The 15332-nt window shown below is 56.1% G+C and carries 16 protein-coding genes; 6 read left to right on the plus strand and 10 right to left on the minus strand.

Annotation, left to right across the window (positions count from 1 at the left end):
- Positions 1–261: 261 nt before the first annotated feature.
- The 4 genes from ACYASU_RS17240 to ACYASU_RS17255 form a co-directional block, all read right to left on the minus strand.
- Positions 262–819, minus strand: coding sequence for an HD domain-containing protein (locus tag ACYASU_RS17240; RefSeq protein ID WP_463583480.1), 558 nt, complete (start codon positions 817–819; stop codon positions 262–264).
- 5 nt (positions 820–824) lie between these two features.
- A complete protein-coding gene (locus tag ACYASU_RS17245; protein WP_463583481.1) occupies positions 825–1217 on the minus strand; it encodes a hypothetical protein in 393 nt (130 codons plus the stop codon).
- Between the two features lie 123 nt (positions 1218–1340).
- Entirely contained in the window at positions 1341–1850 is a 510-nt protein-coding gene (locus ACYASU_RS17250) for an SMI1/KNR4 family protein (RefSeq protein WP_463583482.1), read from the minus strand.
- A gap of 189 nt (positions 1851–2039) precedes the next feature.
- Positions 2040–2342, minus strand: coding sequence for a hypothetical protein (locus ACYASU_RS17255; RefSeq protein WP_463583483.1), 303 nt, complete (start codon positions 2340–2342; stop codon positions 2040–2042).
- Between the two features lie 108 nt (positions 2343–2450).
- Between ACYASU_RS17255 and ACYASU_RS17260 the strand changes: the two genes are divergently transcribed.
- Together ACYASU_RS17260 and ACYASU_RS17265 are read left to right on the plus strand one after the other, a co-directional pair.
- Positions 2451–2993: a CbrC family protein gene (locus ACYASU_RS17260; protein WP_463583484.1), complete on the plus strand. Its 543-nt coding sequence runs from the start codon at positions 2451–2453 to the stop codon at positions 2991–2993.
- A gap of 18 nt (positions 2994–3011) precedes the next feature.
- Positions 3012–3482, plus strand: a complete 471-nt coding sequence (locus ACYASU_RS17265; protein WP_463583485.1) for a hypothetical protein — start codon at positions 3012–3014, stop codon at positions 3480–3482.
- 2 nt (positions 3483–3484) lie between these two features.
- On the opposite strand, the gene ACYASU_RS17270 is transcribed toward ACYASU_RS17265, so the two are convergent.
- From ACYASU_RS17270 to ACYASU_RS17295, 6 genes are all read right to left on the minus strand, one after another.
- A complete protein-coding gene (locus ACYASU_RS17270; protein WP_463583486.1) occupies positions 3485–3769 on the minus strand; it encodes a hypothetical protein in 285 nt (94 codons plus the stop codon).
- Positions 3766–4692, minus strand: coding sequence for a hypothetical protein (locus ACYASU_RS17275; RefSeq protein WP_463583487.1), 927 nt, complete (start codon positions 4690–4692; stop codon positions 3766–3768). Before ACYASU_RS17275 ends, ACYASU_RS17270 begins: the two co-directional genes overlap by 4 nt.
- 103 nt (positions 4693–4795) lie before the next feature.
- Positions 4796–5041, minus strand: coding sequence for a DUF6966 domain-containing protein (locus ACYASU_RS17280; RefSeq protein ID WP_463583520.1), 246 nt, complete (start codon positions 5039–5041; stop codon positions 4796–4798).
- A 68-nt stretch (positions 5042–5109) separates the two neighbouring features.
- Positions 5110–5529, minus strand: coding sequence for a hypothetical protein (locus ACYASU_RS17285; protein WP_463583488.1), 420 nt, complete (start codon positions 5527–5529; stop codon positions 5110–5112).
- 155 nt (positions 5530–5684) lie between these two features.
- A complete protein-coding gene (locus ACYASU_RS17290) occupies positions 5685–5948 on the minus strand; it encodes a hypothetical protein (protein WP_463583489.1) in 264 nt (87 codons plus the stop codon).
- Between the two features lie 8 nt (positions 5949–5956).
- Positions 5957–7366: a DUF6861 domain-containing protein gene (locus tag ACYASU_RS17295; RefSeq protein ID WP_463583490.1), complete on the minus strand. Its 1410-nt coding sequence runs from the start codon at positions 7364–7366 to the stop codon at positions 5957–5959.
- A 753-nt stretch (positions 7367–8119) separates the two neighbouring features.
- Between ACYASU_RS17295 and ACYASU_RS17300 the strand changes: the two genes are divergently transcribed.
- Genes ACYASU_RS17300 through ACYASU_RS17315 form a run of 4 tightly spaced genes read left to right on the plus strand, consistent with a single transcriptional unit; the run spans position 8120 to position 15267 of the window.
- Positions 8120–9973 carry a type VI secretion system Vgr family protein gene (locus ACYASU_RS17300; RefSeq protein ID WP_463583491.1) on the plus strand — a complete coding sequence of 618 codons (1854 nt, stop codon included), beginning with the start codon at positions 8120–8122 and terminating at the stop codon, positions 9971–9973.
- 32 nt (positions 9974–10005) lie between these two features.
- On the plus strand, positions 10006–10575 hold the full coding sequence (locus ACYASU_RS17305; protein ID WP_463583492.1) for a hypothetical protein: 570 nt from the start codon (positions 10006–10008) through the stop codon (positions 10573–10575).
- Between the two features lie 33 nt (positions 10576–10608).
- Positions 10609–11073, plus strand: a complete 465-nt coding sequence (locus ACYASU_RS17310) for a DcrB-related protein (protein WP_192173550.1) — start codon at positions 10609–10611, stop codon at positions 11071–11073.
- Between the two features lie 3 nt (positions 11074–11076).
- Positions 11077–15267: an RHS repeat-associated core domain-containing protein gene (locus ACYASU_RS17315; RefSeq protein WP_463583493.1), complete on the plus strand. Its 4191-nt coding sequence runs from the start codon at positions 11077–11079 to the stop codon at positions 15265–15267.
- Positions 15268–15332 lie beyond the last annotated feature (65 nt).

Below are 15332 nucleotides of genomic sequence, written 5' to 3' on the forward strand. Positions count from 1 at the left end.
TATGAGGAGCAGATCTATTTGAAAGCCTTGAGCAGGCACGGATCGCCTTTGTCAGAGCGCTTGGCTGAGCTGGCTGCAGATTGACGGATGACCTCAGGGTGTGAAGAGGCCGGTGCGTTCAGCAGATATCCGTCGGCTGGAATACCATTCGCGAGCAAGCTCGCTCCCACGGCATGGTGGGCTGATCCGATATGTTGGCCAGTTTCGGAAAACTTGTGGGAGTGACCGGAGTGGCGCTTCACCTTGCTCACGTAGAGGTCTTCAGATGTCCCGCTGCTCATCGACGTACCAGGATTTGTAGCGCGCCATGGCATCGGTGAGTCGGCGCTTCAAATAGTCATTGGTATGCCCAAGCGCTGCCAGGATCTGCGCAGATTCCTCGTGATAGGACGCGCGCTTTTCCAGCGACCACGTCGATGGCGCGGATTGGAGATTGGTGATCCGGTCGCATAACTTGATCGCTGCCGCTTCCCGGGAATGCGCGGCGATCGCCTGGAAATAGCGCTCGTCCGAGAACGGCACGATCAGGTTCTTGCTCAGGCAGGCGACAGTCGATGCGACAACGGCGCCGAACACTTCAGCCAATGCCTCCTCCGAGATCGCGGTGTCCTCGATCACGTCGTGCAGCAGCGCGGCGGGCATCGCGATGGCCAGATCACCGATGTCACTTTCCCGGTCCGCGAAAATCAGCTCGTTGGCGACCATCGCGACATGGGTGGTGTACGGCAGATCTGACCCCTTCATCATCTGCCCGACGTGGGCGTGGGAGGCGAACAGCCAGGCTTTGTTGTAGAGGTGCTGCAGGTCGGTGGACGTCAATCAATTCACTCCTGAGATTGGGGAGATGGGCGGTGAAGGCTTTCCAGGGGCTGGCCGTCGGGGAGCTGGATTTTCAAGCCGCGGGCAATCTGGTCGCCAATGCTGTAGGCGGTGAACTTTGGATTCGCCGCATTGCTAGCAAGCGAAGCCTCGTTTTGATCCTGGCTCTTGAAGCAGCAACTCGTCCATCTCTCGCCGGCGGCAACGGTTGACGAATTCAAGCGCTGAGGGAGATCGTGGTGGAAGCGTTCGGACATCTGTTGATCTATTGCGTAATATCCTTCGTACTCGATCAAGCCGTTGAATACAGGGAAGGATGCAAAGAACTGGCCTGAGGTTTCCTCGATGCCTAGTGAGAATCTCTCTTCTCGGTTTACGTAAGTGTCGATGAATTTCATGCTGAAGGACCTATGGATTTGCGACGTCGTCTATGTGCGGCGGCTGATCGTGGAGCCGCTGCGCCAGATGCTGAATATGTGCTGAGCATGTTACCTCGGCGACCCATTCTGAAGAGTGATACCTCAGAAGGACAAATCGATGCTGACAATCTTTTTGCTCTTTTCCAGCGCTTCCCCATCGCTTGTCTCTTCTGCTTTTAACCGGTTGAGGAAGTCTTCCAGACTGGACGAAATCAAAGCATATCCCCGGTCACCATCCGCTGCGTCATGTGCCCAGTAATGAACGGCCCCAGTTGCCTTATCGATGCAAAACTGGTCGCCCGTGGGCGTTTCGCCGAAGGTGTAGGTGTTGTCGGGGATACGGCCGCAATACATGTCGTTCCTGTGGACGATGTTGTGTCCGTCGGCTGATAGACCATAGATGATGTCAAGGCTGTAAGTCCCGGCCGGGGTCGCCAGTTGTGCACCTCGGGTGAAGACGACGGCTCCGCCGAGATCGGTTATGAGATCCAGCAATAGCTCGTCAATCTCAATGACGCCTCCCTCCGGCAGAGGTTCGTGAATCTGGTGAGGAGTTGGGTGTGCGCAACGAGCGCCGAGTACTTCGGAAAGTCTTTTGCTGATCGCTTTCATGTTGCCGCTCCTGACCAAATGACCCAGTGGGCGCCGCCAGCCCACGTGACCAAAACTGTCGGCAGCATACCGGTGATGGGCGCCGGTTGAGGAGGGCGGGCGTGGCTCAAGCCAACCACCCCCCATCAGCGCCTAATCGTTTTGAGACCTGAGTTCACGCATCCATTTCAGGGCCGGCGTTCGTGCTTGTTATTGGCCGCGTCTCGCTTCGAAGGCTTTGAGAGCCTCGGATTCGCCGCCGGTGAGCTCAATGTAGAACGCAGCGTACGCCTCGGACAAATCAGCGTAGCCCTGGAGCCCGGTCTCCGAGAGCAGCTTGTACCCTGGGATATCTCCGATATCCACCGCCTGAAGAATGCTGAATCGCTCGGCCCTCTCGAGAAGGTCTTGGAGCTGACCCGACAGCGACGCTGCGGCAGAGTCAATGACCGCATACTTATCCAGCACGCGCCGTAGCTCACGAGCGGATGCCTGGAGTTTGTTTTTATTCATCGTGGGCCTCTTCAAAACTGAAGGTCTCGCTAGACATTACCAGGGATTTTTTGGCTCTATTCGAATAGCGTGCAAGAATGCGATCAACCAATGACGAAGGATGCGTTTATGACACTGCCCCATTTTATTTATCATCCCCATCCCGTCGGTACCGGTTCGGTGCAACCTTCTTCCGCCACGTGCGTAAGTTGCAATCAGGCCCGCGGCTACATCTACGCAGGGCCGGTATACGCCATTGAGGAATACGAAAACTGCATCTGCCCTTGGTGCATCGCCGACGGGAGTGCGCACCAGCGCCTGGGCGCGACGTTTGTGGATGACGAGAGCATTGGCCTGGATGGCGAAGACACGCTGAGCGACGCGCAGATCGCCGAAGTCTGTCAGCGCACGCCAGGTTTCAGTGGGTGGCAGCAAGAATGTTGGTTCACTCACTGCGTCGACGCGGCTGAGTTTATCGGTAAGGCCGGCCGTGCAGAATTGCTTGAAATGGGGTCAGCAGCCATCGCCGCCGTTCAGGACTCAACGGGATTGGAGGAGGGGCCGCAGTGGCAAGCGTTTTTCAATGCTCTGGATAAGGATCATGGCCCTACCGCCTACCTGTTCAGATGTCGCCATTGCGCCACGCTGGGCGCTTATCAAGACAACCATTGACGCCAAATGTTGAAGTCTATGAATAAAACAGAATGGCAAGCTCTCAAGCTCAGGCTTAAAAAGTACTTCGCGATTTTCTTCCTGGTCTGCCTCGGAGGGGCACTTATCTATGGCTACATCCACAAACCTGAGCTTCCTCCTCAAATAGTCCTGAAGCAAAACTTCATACCAGGGGAGTGGCTTTATATCGTGGAGGAGGGGAGGGACCGTTCAGATCCCAAGTGGCTAAAGTTCTACATGGATCATCGTGAATCGACTGACGAAACCATGAAGGTGTATTTGGGCAAGACCCCGCCCTTCCTGGTCTCGGACACCGACTTGAAAGACGTGGAAATCCAACGTGTCCCCAACGGCCTGCATATCAAGCTGAAAGGAGCCATCTCGGATTACAGCAGCGACCTTTACCTGAAAGACGGGGACACTTACACCACTTACCGTGTAAGCCTTGAACAAGTCGAAACCCGACCGCCCTTGCCGAGCGGTCGGTGAGCTTATTTCAACAAGGCGATCACTGCGCAGGCCAGCATGATCAACAGCGCCGGCCATTGCATCGGTATAAAAAAGAAGTGGTGGCGAACGCCATCGGGGTGAAGCTCGCGATTCAACACAAAGCCCAGCACAACGTTGATGGCTGAACCGATACCCACCCCAATCAAGAGGTGCGTAAGCGATGTATTGCCGGGCTTCACGCTCGGACCCGGCCATAACCAAATCATTAACAGCACCATGGCTAGTGGTGTGAACAACGTCATCCAGCCTGCGCCGCGATAGATCATCGTTGGATGTTCATCTCGAAGACATTAGACGCTGGCTCGCGTTCCTGCTCTTCAACCGCCAATAAGACATCGAGCGTGTTGAGCAACAGGTCATGGCTCAGGATGCCGGTGGCGATGGTCGACAATACGGGCTTGCCGTTTTCGTCCTTGATCACCACGTTTTCGGTCCAAGTGCCTAGATCCACTGTGCGCAACGACGACATAGGCACTTTGTTGCCCTGGTACTCGAAAAAGTCCCGGCTCACAAGAATTGGCGCCGTTGTCACTTTAAGGAAGTTGCCCGTTACTCGCTTGCCCCAGACCTGCTTTGAACTGATGCAGTTAAAGGTGACCGACTGGCCCGCCTCCAGCGCTTCGGCCAAAGCCGGCAGGCGTGCGCGGACGTGTAAGTCACGGACCAGTTCCTGAAATGCCTGGAAGCCTTTCAAGGTATCGACCACTCGATGAAAGGGCTCTGAGGCATTACGACGATAGGCCAGGTTTGTGATCAGGCCGGTCAATACAGTTTGCCCGGAGCTAAACAGGTACAGGTCCTCTATCTCGGCAAACGCCGTGTAGACGCGCTGGTCTTTAGTGATCCGCACGATACCGTTTTCAAAAACGTCGTAGTCGGTTTTACGCAGCTTCTTGTGCCAAGCGGTGGTACCCAACAGGCATAGACCGATAAGGGCCAACAAGCCGGTCGTGAAACTAAATACGACATCCTGGCTGGCGAAATTTAGGTTCATACCTCGGGAGGTGTGAAGCGTGACCGGGCCGTTATGGCCCATCGGCACAATCGTGCTCAGATAAAAGACGAACGCGGCGAGGCCCAAAAATACAACGGCCAATATCAGGCCGAAAATTAAAAAGGCCTTGCCTTGGCGGAACGTCGCGATCAGCTCGCCGGTGTCGGAAGAAGTGTGGAAGTTGTTTGGTTGCATGAGTGTTTACGTCCTTATCTTTGGGATGTATGGGCGGGCTTGGGCGCGGGGCGGGGTGGATGGTGCTTTTTCTAGCTAGTGGAGCAATGGGGTTCAGAGACAGTTAGTGTTGTATGCAGAGCTCATATAGCCGGGTGCGCAATTTGGCAAACTCATTGTTCTCGTCGATCAAGGGCTGGCCGTCGCAGTACAAAACGATGTCAGTCAGGGACCCCATTCCTCCATACAGTCCTATGATTTGTGAGAGGGCAAAGTCATAGCCGTGGGGTAGAGCTGCTCGATATTGATCAAGACGCTCAGCCCATTCGTATTTATTCCCGACGCGCAGTAACGTAGACATGCGGGTCATGATTGCGCTTATCGGAACGATATTCGTCACTTCGGAGGTCCTGATGCTGTCGCTTCAACCCCAGATGATCACGATGGATCACCGCCTACATGTTTTCGGCAAGTCTCTGGTCCGAAGGTCACTTCAGTGATTGGCTCGGCCTGGCTGCTTGAGTAGCTGTAAGTGATCTTGTTGCCCAGCCCAAGCAGGAGCAAATAGGCCGTCTGACTGCACAGTGCCTTTGGGATCTGCTGAGCCAGGTAGCTCTCGTAGTACACCCGCTCACCTGGACGATTTTCATAGCCGTAAAGCGTGATTTTGTAGAGCACGTTGTGATTGGTGTGGCTGATGTTGTCGATGCGGGTTATAGGGTCGAGCATGATGGGAAGCTGTTTCTGTTGCTCGGCAATAACGGCTTCTAGCGCTTGTTCACTGTCCTGAGCGTACGTCGGTGTGATGCACAAGAGCATCATCGCGGAGGCGAGCAAGCGTCGGTTTATGTGTGTCAAATTAACGTTCCTTGTTGGCGTCATGTTTGCATTTTGCTGACTGCCGCTCACCTCCAGTGGTGGTGAGTCACGCAACAACTTGGGCGGCTCGGCCTCGCTGCTGGACGTTTTCGGTCCCAGCAGCGGCCGGAATATCCGGGGATAAATTCCCTGAGTTAGATAGCTGACCCTCTTCTACTGCCAGGCTTCTGAATCAACAATTCGTCTAGCTCTCTGCGGCGGCATCGGTTGACGAAGGCCAGAGCGGCATTGAGGTCCGTTTGAAACAAGTCAAACTGCGCACGGCTAATTTCGTAATATTCCTCATACTCAATCATGTCATTTCTGACAGGGAATGAAGCGTAGAACTTTCCGGACGTTTCCTCAATTCCCAAGGAGAAGCGTTCCTCGCGGTTAAAGTAGATGTCTCTAAATTCCATAATGTCCTCTACGGTATTGGAGTTGTTATCAATCGATCCCGGGATATCTTACCGGCATCAATAATGGCTTCAAGGTTACCATCTGGTAATTTCCCTCCCGGAAGCCAGAATTCGTTAGCCCCCGCTTCATTACCGGATGGAATACGCAGGCCTAGCTCCTTAGGAGTCGGGATATCAATACGTACGATCTTCTCCTTCTCTAGGAACCCTTCAGGAAGACCGAGTTTTTGTTCCAGAATTCTTTTGTCACCCGCAGCCTTCGCGAAGATTTCGTCCACTTCATGGTGAGGCATAATGAATGAAGTTCCGTCTGTTTGACCTATTCCGTATTTTTCAAAGTTACGCACTGGCATCACACGCGAAGCGCCGTTCTTAAACTGCGCAAGGTGATACTCCATGTATTCAGGCGTCAGATAGACTGAAGGATCAGGCCTCGATCCTTTCGGTATCGCCAGAACATCCTCTGCAGTCCATCCCTTTTTAAACATCTCTATCTTAGGAGTAGCACTCCGCTCACCGCGTCCCTCCGGAGGTGCTTCAGGCTCCGCCTTTTTCAAGGGCGTCACATCTTTCGGCTGCAATTCCGGCTGAGCCAGAATCTTCTGTTCATTGCGCGCTAACCACGCCGCAAATTCCTTGTTTGAAATGTCGGCCTGTAGCTTGGCGCTGCGAGTAGCGATGCTCTCCAGACTGTTCGTCACGCCGGCCTTCATCTGCCCGCGCGTAAGATAAGTCACGATGGCGGTCAGCAACAGCATCACCAGTTGCTCTTGCCCGCGAGCCAACTGCCGAGCGGCGCGTTCAGTGCGTTCCTGGACCTGCGCAGCCGAACCGCCAGTCGGGTCAAGGCCTGCGGGCTTCAGACCATCTTCGGCGTGCCAGGCGGTGGCTAGCCCTTCCTGCAATGTGGACAAACAGGCGGGCAGGCCCTTGTAGAAATATTCCGCAATGGCCGACAGACCCAGTGCCAAGAGAATCAAGTTGCCCACTTGCAGGCCGATCCCCGCTCCAGCCGCCGCCCCGGGTGCCACACCAATACCAAAAGCCCAGACGCCTGCAGCGCCGCCAATGGCGCCGCCTACCGCGACACTGCCCCCAAGGATCATCACCACTTCTTGCACCAGCTTGATCAGCACCGGCAAGATTTCATTGATGTTGATCGACGCCCACTTGCGGGTGAGGTCGGACTGCATGATCGGGTAGGAGAGGGCCATGGCCTGCCGGACGTGATCAATCCGATCGCCGCCCATATAGCCGTAAGCCTGGCTGACGCCGTTGCTGACTCGGCGGCTCATACCGTCCCAACCGTCATTGGCGCTCTGGAGACCCTGATCAATGCTTTTGTTCAGCGCGCTGAATTTGTGGTCCAGGTTTCGCTCGATGTCATCCCAGCTGGGTACGTTGGCTAAAAGGTCCATTTACACATCACAGTCCTTGAGGGGGAGCGCTGTACAGCGTCTCGAATGAGCGTGTCGGTTGCGGCTGACCGTGGTAGCTAGCACGTTGCCAGCAGGAGTCGTCAAGTCCGCTATCGACCGCTAAAGTACGATTTAATTTCCAGCGACGCGCATTTTTCTCAGGTTTTTTACACCCGGCAATGATGGCAGAACACCTGCACTTACCCGTCTCACGCCTATAACCCCAAGCAAGCGCCCATGATTGCGAGCATTCCGAGATATTCAGCCACCGATTGGGAAATTTCAAATGGGATCCACCATGCTGCGCGACGTTTCGCAAAATCGATTCACCGGGTTGACAGCGGGAGGCGCATAAGTGTCTCCTTTGCCGCTGTGAAACATCTGTAACGATTCTGAGACTGTGATGTCGTACGCGGATTTACAGTGCCTGGTAGCACTTTCGAATCACGAAGCGGTCGCAGTGTTCAGCAATCGAGTTTTCAGCGCCTGACTCAACGGCGTCGTTGGACGGGTGCACATGTGCCTGCGGCCCAGCCGTTGTTGCTTGCGAGGAATGCTTTAACGAAGCGTCTGTAGCTCGGGTCCTACGTGATTGTAGGAATGACCCCACGGCCGATGACGAACCCGCCCCATGGCGCGTCATCCATCCGATAGCGACGATGCAACAAGGGCTCCGGCCCCCTTGTCGGCTCGTAACCTGTTGTTGCTGAGCATGGCGGTAGCGTTCTACCCCGTGCCATCCAGGAGATTTTCATGATGATGGACCTTGCCGCGTTGCTCTCGCCCCAGAACCGGCGCCTGTTCAAGTTCAATAACCTCGCCAACCCGGAACAGCAACTGCTGCTCGAAACCTTCAAAGGTCGGGAAGCGCTGTCCCAGGCGTACAGCTTCGAGCTGCTGCTTATCTGCGAAGACTCCGGCGTCGAGCTCAAGTCGATGATGGGGCAGTTGGTCACCATCGAAATCGAACTGGCCGACAGCACGCCGCGCTACATCGCCGGTTACCTCACGCGCTTCGCCAGCACCGGCAGCGATGGCGGCATGGCCCGCTACACCGCGACGCTCAACCCCTGGTTCTCGATGCTGAAAAACCGCTTCGACACGCGGATCTTTCAGGGCAATACCGTCGAGGAAGTGGTGACCCAGGTGTTCGCCCTTTGCCCGGCGTTCTCCCGCCATGAATTCCGCCTGACCAAGCCGCAAAAGCGCTACACCTACATCACCCAATACCGTGAAACCGACTTCAACTTCGTCCAGCGTTTGCTTGAGGAAGAAGGGATGTTTTACTACTTCGAGCACACCGCCGAAGGCCACACCATGATCATCTGCGACGACTCCAGCATGCTGCAGCCGCTGCCGGAACAACCGCAGATCCGTTTCCATACCGCGTCCGTCACCGAGACCGCAGACTCCATCACTCAGTGGAGCGGCAACCGCCAGTTGCAGGCGGGCAAAATGGCCGTGCAGACCTTCGACTACCGTCAGCCCAACAACCGTCTGCCCGTCGGGATGAACAGCCTGAACAAGCAGGGCGACGTCGAGACCTTCGAGATCTACGACTTCCCCGGCCAGTACACCCACGGCACCTACGACGAGGGCGAAACGCTGTTGCGTCTGCGCATGGAAGCCCTGGAAATCCGCGGCAAAAAGTTCGAAGGCGCGAGCAATTGCCGTGCGATGAAGCCCGGCTTCACCTTCGAGCTGGTGCAGCACTACGACCACGATCAGGGCTCCGCCGACGATCGCCAGTTCCTGCTAATGGGCGTCGAAAGCGAAGGCCACAACAACTACTTGAACGGCCATCAGGCGGGCTACTACAACACCTTCTCCTGCGTGCGCAAAAAGATTCCCTTCCGCCCGCAACTGTCCACGCCACGCCCGACTATCGCCGGGCCACAGACCGCCATCATCGTCGGCCCGCCGGGCGAAGAAATCTTCACCGACGAACTCGGCCGCGTGAAAGTCCAGTTCCACTGGGACCGCAACGGCAAATACAACGACCACAGTTCGTGCTGGGTCCGCGTTGCCCAGTCCGGTGCCAGCGGTGGCTTCGGCAGCATCCAGATCCCGCGCGTGGGCGATGAAGTTGTCGTGGTTTTCCTGGACGGCAATCCGGACCGCCCGTTGATCATGGGCAGCGTCTACAACAGCAAGAACACCCCGCCGTGGTCGTTGCCGGCGAACAAGACCCAGAGTGGTTTTCTTACGCGCTCGACCAAGGGCAGTGCGGCCACGGCGAACTTCTTCCGCTTTGAGGATAAGTCCGGCGCCGAGCAGATCCATATGCACGCCGAACGCAACTTGGACACCGAGATTGAGGTGGATGAAAAGCACGAGGTGGGGAATAACAGGACCATCACCGTAGGCGGCACCCACACCGAAACGATCAAGAACGACACCCGGATGAAGGTTCTAGAGGGTTCGTTGGCGATTGAGGTCGACAAACAGTTCGTTCATATCACTGCCAACACCGAAATCGTCCTCACGGTCGGTGAGAGCAGCATCAAAATCATGGATGGCCGTATCGAGATCACGAGCAATTCGGTCGATATTTTTGGCAAGAATGACACCTTCATTCACGGCAAACGGGTCGATATCAACAAATGAGAAATTCGTCGATTCCCAGCACCAGAACCAGCATGTACGACCGCATCTCGGAAAAGCGCCTGGCCGCCGAGGCACTGGCCCGGCAGCAGGCGGAGGAGGCGGCCAGTGCTCCAGCGATCGTCATAGAGCCTGAACCCGCAGCGGTGGTACCGCTGCAACCTTCGCGCAACGAATTGAAGATCGCCGGCTTGGCGTTGCTGATGCCTCACGCGCTGACGTTTCGCGACCTTGACATGACCCTCGACAGAGAGGGCCAACCTGTCACGTTCAGCGCGAAGCGTCGCCCGGCGCCGGAGGGGCTGACACTGCAGCGCTCCGCCGAGCTCTACGTGGACAACCTGCGCAAGCATCATGGCGATGTCACCGTTGTGCGCCAGAGCGACTGCCTGTTGGCGGGCAGCCCGGCGGTTTCGCTGGATTATGCGTTCATGGCAGGGGAGGAGCGCCGCCACGGTCGTGCAACCAGCGCCATCATCGCGCCTGCCCACGATAACGAGCGCCAGTGGTTTAGCGTGTCGACTGTGATCAATCCAGAACATGCCGCGCTGGCGAGCTGGCTGATCGAGTTCGACGAAATGCTCGAGAACATCGCGGCTTTCTGAATCCCTTCTTTATAATTTTACGGACACACCTCAATGGACTATCAGCTTCAAGAAGGATCGATCACATTGCCGGAAGGCGTTCAGGACCGCACTGTCAATATGTTCGTGGTCGGTAACAGCGTTCCCGCTCCGCTGAACATCACGGTCGGCCGTGACAACATGCTTCCAGCCGAAGATCTGAACGCTTACATCAGCCGCCAGATCAAGCTCATCACATCGAAGTTGCGCGGTTACACCTTACTGGGCAAGAAGGCGGCGGAACTATCCACCGGCCAGACATTTGCCGGAATTCAGGTCGATGCCTATTACATGAACGATGGTCGGCCGGTGTACCAGCGGCAGGCAGCGTTCGAGATTCAGCCAAGGCGCATTCTTGTTTTTTCCACGACCAGCCAGGCCGACTTCAGCGCTGTGCAGGATGAAAACTGGCTGAAGCTCCTTACGAGCTTTCAGCCGCGTGAGGGCATTGTTGCCTCAACCAACACCGAACAGGAATAACCCATGTTCGAAGCGGCGCGTTGGGGGGACGGAATAGAACATACCGGGGCTTTGGGCGGTTTCTTGGCGGGTGCGGTCATTGGGATCGCGATGGCAGTTGCCGCTGGCGCGTTGATGACCTGCACGTTAGGCCTCGGCACCATCCTCCTGATAGGCGTACTTTCGGTGGGGTCCGGCGTAGTGCCTGCTCTCGGAGAAGCGTGGGGATCTTCGCGAACATCTCCTGCCGGGGGCATCCTGTTGGCAGGTTGTTCAACAGATGTGTATATCAATAGCCGCAATGCCGCTCATGCCATACTGAGCATGGCCACCTGCGACAAGCATCCGCCTCCAGTGAAAGTCGCTGAAGGTTCCAGTAACGTGTTCATCAATAATGTCGCGGCTTCGCGTAAAGGCGATAAGGTGACCTGCGATGCGAGAATCGCAACCGGGTCAAACAACGTCTTTATCGGCGGCGGCACCACGCGTTATCTTGATGTGGATGAGGAAATATCTGACGAGCTGCGCTTTGGTGTCGACATAGCGATCATTGCAGCGGGCGGGTGGCGGGCAATGGGTAATGTTTTCCGCCTCGGTCTGACCAAGGGGCTGAAAGCTGCTGGCCCTTGTGCTTTAAAATTTATGGGCTGGGTGACGGGTACTTACCTGGTCGGTCGCTTCATCGCCGGGCCAGCGATTGGAGGCGCACTAGGTGCTGCGACCGGCAATCCGGTGGACCTCACCAGCGGTCGAAAATTACTGTTTGAGTCAGGCGAAACTGATTTTGTGTTGCCAGGGCTGATGCCGATTGAGTGGTCCCGCTTCTATGCTAGCGATCTTGCGGTTGAAAGCGTTCTGGGACGAGGTTGGGTGCTGCCCTGGGAGCAAAGCCTGCGCCGCAGTGGCAGCTTTGTTTACCTCACCGACAACCAGGGCCGCAGCGTGCCCTTTGTCGACATCCAGCCTGGCGAAAGTGTCTACAACGCCTACGAACAGATTTATCTGGTCCGATCGCCCGGCGGTCACTACCTCCTGCAAACCCTTGATAACACCTTCTTCTACTTCGGCGAAGTGCCGGACGACAATACTTCCGTACCCTTGCATCGTCTGGAAAATGCACTCGGGCATTACCTGCATTTCTCCCGAACCGCCGACGGTACGCTTACCGACATCAGCGCCCCCGGCGGCGTGCGGGTGCATTTGCACTACGACAATCCTTTGGGCCGCCTGACTGACGTCAAGCGCGTAGTGGGCAATGAAGCCGTCGAAACCCTCGTTCAGTATCGCTACAGCGACGACGGCCAGTTGAGCGAAGTGATCAACCGCAACGGCGATACGATGCGCCGCTTCAGTTATGCCGAAGGCGTGATGATCAGCCACAGCAATGCCCTGGGCTTGAGCTGCAATTACCGCTGGGAAATTATCGACGGTCAGCCGCGGGTGGTCGAGCACTGGACTAGCGATGGCGAGCACTTTCATTTCCGCTACGACTTCAAGAACAGAACTTCTTGGGCGGTAGACGTCCTCGGCCGTGAGCTTGAAGTGCATTACAACGAGGATCGCCTTGTCATCGCCAGCCGCGATTATGGCGGTGAACGGTTCGCCATGGACCTGGACGAAGCCAGTAACCTGACCGGCATCACGCTACCTGATGGCAATAAGCTGGCCTTCAAGTACGACGACTTCTCCCGCCTGATCGAAGAGACCGATCCGCTGGGCCGCAAGATCCGCTACAAACACCACCTTGGTACGAGGTTGGTGACCGAAGCGACTTATCCTGACGGCAGCGTCTGGAAAGCCCGATACGACGATAAAGGCAACCTTATCGCTGAAGTTGATGCACTCGGCCACAAGACGGAGTACCTCAACAGCGACGACGGCTTGCCGCACACCATCATCGACGCCACATACAAATCCAAATACCTGTGGTGGAACGAGCTGGCGCAGGTTGAGCGCTTTCAGGATTGCTCGGGCAAAAACACCTTCTACACCTACGATGATCGGTCCCATCTGGTCGCAGTCACCGACGCGCTGAATCAGACGACAAGACTTGAGCGCAAACCCGACGGTGAAGTGGTGCGCATCGAGCACCCCGATGGCACAGCCGAGAGGTTTACCTACAACGCACTTGGCCAGGTCCTGACGCACACTGATGGCAAGGGCCAGATTACGCGTCTGCTGCGTACTGCGCGCGGACTGCCTGCCAGCCGCCAGGACGCCAAGGGCCAGCGCATCAGCTACGAGTACGACAAGGCGATTCGCCTGACTGCCCTCGTCAACGAAAACAACGCGGCTTATCGCTTTGCCTACGATGCCTCGGATCGGCTGATCGAAGAGAAACGAATCGACAATCTGACGCGCAGATTCAACTACAACCTGGGCGGGCATCTGACGCGGGTTGAGGAAATCGGCTACGGGGACAGGGCAGAGCGGCCGCAACGCAGCACGGAATTTGAGCGTGATGTGATTGGGCGGCTGCTGGCCAAGGTCAGTCAGGATGCGCGGCAGGATTACGGTTATGACGAAGCAGACCGGTTGCTCAGCATCCACCGCCAGCCTTCGAGTATTGGCAAGAAACTGGGCGTTGAGGAAGAGACACTCGACTTCAGTTATGACCTGTTGGGTCGCCTGATCAAAGAGACCACGCCACAAGGCGCGCTGGCCTACGAGTACGATCCGCTAAGCAACCTGACCACGCTGACGTTGCCGACTGGCCAGCACCTGAATCACTTGTACTACGGCAGCGGCCACCTGCATCAGCTGAACCTCGATGGAATGCTGATCAGCGACATGGAGCGCGATGACCTGCATCGGGAGGTTTATCGGTCTCAGGGCAAACTCACCAGTTGCTTTGGTTACGACGCGATGGGCCGGAAGAGTTGGCAGTTTGCGTCGACGTTGCCTGCTGAGAAGCTGTCGCAGATCCAGAACCCAGGCATCAATACCTCGTTGCTGGTCAATCATGCGTACAACCCGATTCATCGGCGCTATGAATACGACCCGGCGGGAGAGCTGACCCGCACGCTCGACAAGCTGCGTGGCGAGATCAAGTACGAATATGAAGCCAACGGCCAACTGCACAGTCGGGACACTGGGCGACTGGTGGATAGCGAAGAGTTCAGATATGACGCTGCGGCCAACCGGCTGAACTTCAACACCAGCCAATTCGATCAGGTCAAAGACAACCGAATCAAGCAATGGCGCGACCAGGAATATACCTATGACGCTTGGGGCAACCTGATTGAGAAGCGGGTAGGGCTGGGCAAGCTGCAGACGTTTACCTACGACTGCGAAAACCGGCTTGTTCGCGCGGAGACAATGGTCAACAGCCAGACGCACAGCGTCGGCACGTATCGGTATGACAGCCTAGGTCGGCGGGTTGGAAAGACGTCTGAGATTCAAGGGCGAATCGACCACAAGCAATTCCTCTGGCAAGGCCTGCGGATGTTACGCGAGGAGTCGGCGGGACAGAGCAGCCTCTACATCTACGAGCCAGGTAGCTACGCCCCGCTAGCACGGGTCGATCAAAACGAAGGTGAGGCAGAGCAGAAGCTTTACTACTTCCATACCGACCAGATCGGCACGCCGCTTGAGATGACGGATGTCGACGGCCAGATCGTTTGGCAGGCGACGTACAAGGCGTGGGGTGAAGTCGAAACGCTTGCGGTGAGCGAGGTTGAGCAGAACCTGCGGTTCCAGGGTCAGTACTTCGACGATGAGACGGGGCTGCACTACAACACGTTTAGGTACTACGATCCGGAAATTGGGCGGTTCATTACGCAGGATCCGATTGGATTGTTGGGTGGGTATAATCTTTATCAGTACGCCCCCAGCCCGCTTGGTTGGATCGACCCGTGGGGTTGGAACTGCATCCCTAACAAAGTGGCCGGGACTGCGCGTGAGAATAGGGCAAAGGCTCTGTTCGTGAAACGATATGGCAAGCGGAATGTTCTGAGCGAAAGGTACTTGCGCAACGCCGAGGGTAAAATCGTTAAAGATCCTTTAACTGGTGAGGGAAGGCGAGTCGATTTTGTCATTAAAAATGCGGATGGTACCGGCACCGCAAAAGAAATCACCAGCCTCACGGCAGATAAGACTGGACAACTCCTTAAGGAGGAAAGAATTCGCGACGCGGGTGGGTTATTTGTGCGGGAGCCTGGGACGAAGAAGCTGATCGAAGTCACCGATGTGTCAACAGTCATCCGAGCCAAATAGGGGAGTTATTGTGGAAGATCTAAATTTTACCTTGTGTAGTGTTCCCATGCTGTATAGTCGGAATA

The sequence above is a fragment of the Pseudomonas sp. HP_12 genome (genome assembly GCF_055283955.1).

Coding starts and splice junctions, on each gene's coding strand:
- ACYASU_RS17245 (WP_463583481.1), bottom strand. CDS start 1,217: ATGAAATTCATCGACACTTACGTAAACCGAGAAGAGAGATTCTCACTA.
- ACYASU_RS17250 (WP_463583482.1), bottom strand. CDS start 1,850: ATGAAAGCGATCAGCAAAAGACTTTCCGAAGTACTCGGCGCTCGTTGC.
- ACYASU_RS17255 (WP_463583483.1), bottom strand. CDS start 2,342: ATGAATAAAAACAAACTCCAGGCATCCGCTCGTGAGCTACGGCGCGTG.
- ACYASU_RS17260 (WP_463583484.1), top strand. CDS start 2,451: ATGACACTGCCCCATTTTATTTATCATCCCCATCCCGTCGGTACCGGT.
- ACYASU_RS17265 (WP_463583485.1), top strand. CDS start 3,012: ATGAATAAAACAGAATGGCAAGCTCTCAAGCTCAGGCTTAAAAAGTAC.
- ACYASU_RS17270 (WP_463583486.1), bottom strand. CDS start 3,769: ATGATCTATCGCGGCGCAGGCTGGATGACGTTGTTCACACCACTAGCC.
- ACYASU_RS17275 (WP_463583487.1), bottom strand. CDS start 4,692: ATGCAACCAAACAACTTCCACACTTCTTCCGACACCGGCGAGCTGATC.
- ACYASU_RS17280 (WP_463583520.1), bottom strand. CDS start 5,041: ATGACCCGCATGTCTACGTTACTGCGCGTCGGGAATAAATACGAATGG.
- ACYASU_RS17290 (WP_463583489.1), bottom strand. CDS start 5,948: ATGGAATTTAGAGACATCTACTTTAACCGCGAGGAACGCTTCTCCTTG.
- ACYASU_RS17295 (WP_463583490.1), bottom strand. CDS start 7,366: ATGGACCTTTTAGCCAACGTACCCAGCTGGGATGACATCGAGCGAAAC.
- ACYASU_RS17300 (WP_463583491.1), top strand. CDS start 8,120: ATGATGATGGACCTTGCCGCGTTGCTCTCGCCCCAGAACCGGCGCCTG.
- ACYASU_RS17305 (WP_463583492.1), top strand. CDS start 10,006: ATGTACGACCGCATCTCGGAAAAGCGCCTGGCCGCCGAGGCACTGGCC.
- ACYASU_RS17310 (WP_192173550.1), top strand. CDS start 10,609: ATGGACTATCAGCTTCAAGAAGGATCGATCACATTGCCGGAAGGCGTT.
- ACYASU_RS17315 (WP_463583493.1), top strand. CDS start 11,077: ATGTTCGAAGCGGCGCGTTGGGGGGACGGAATAGAACATACCGGGGCT.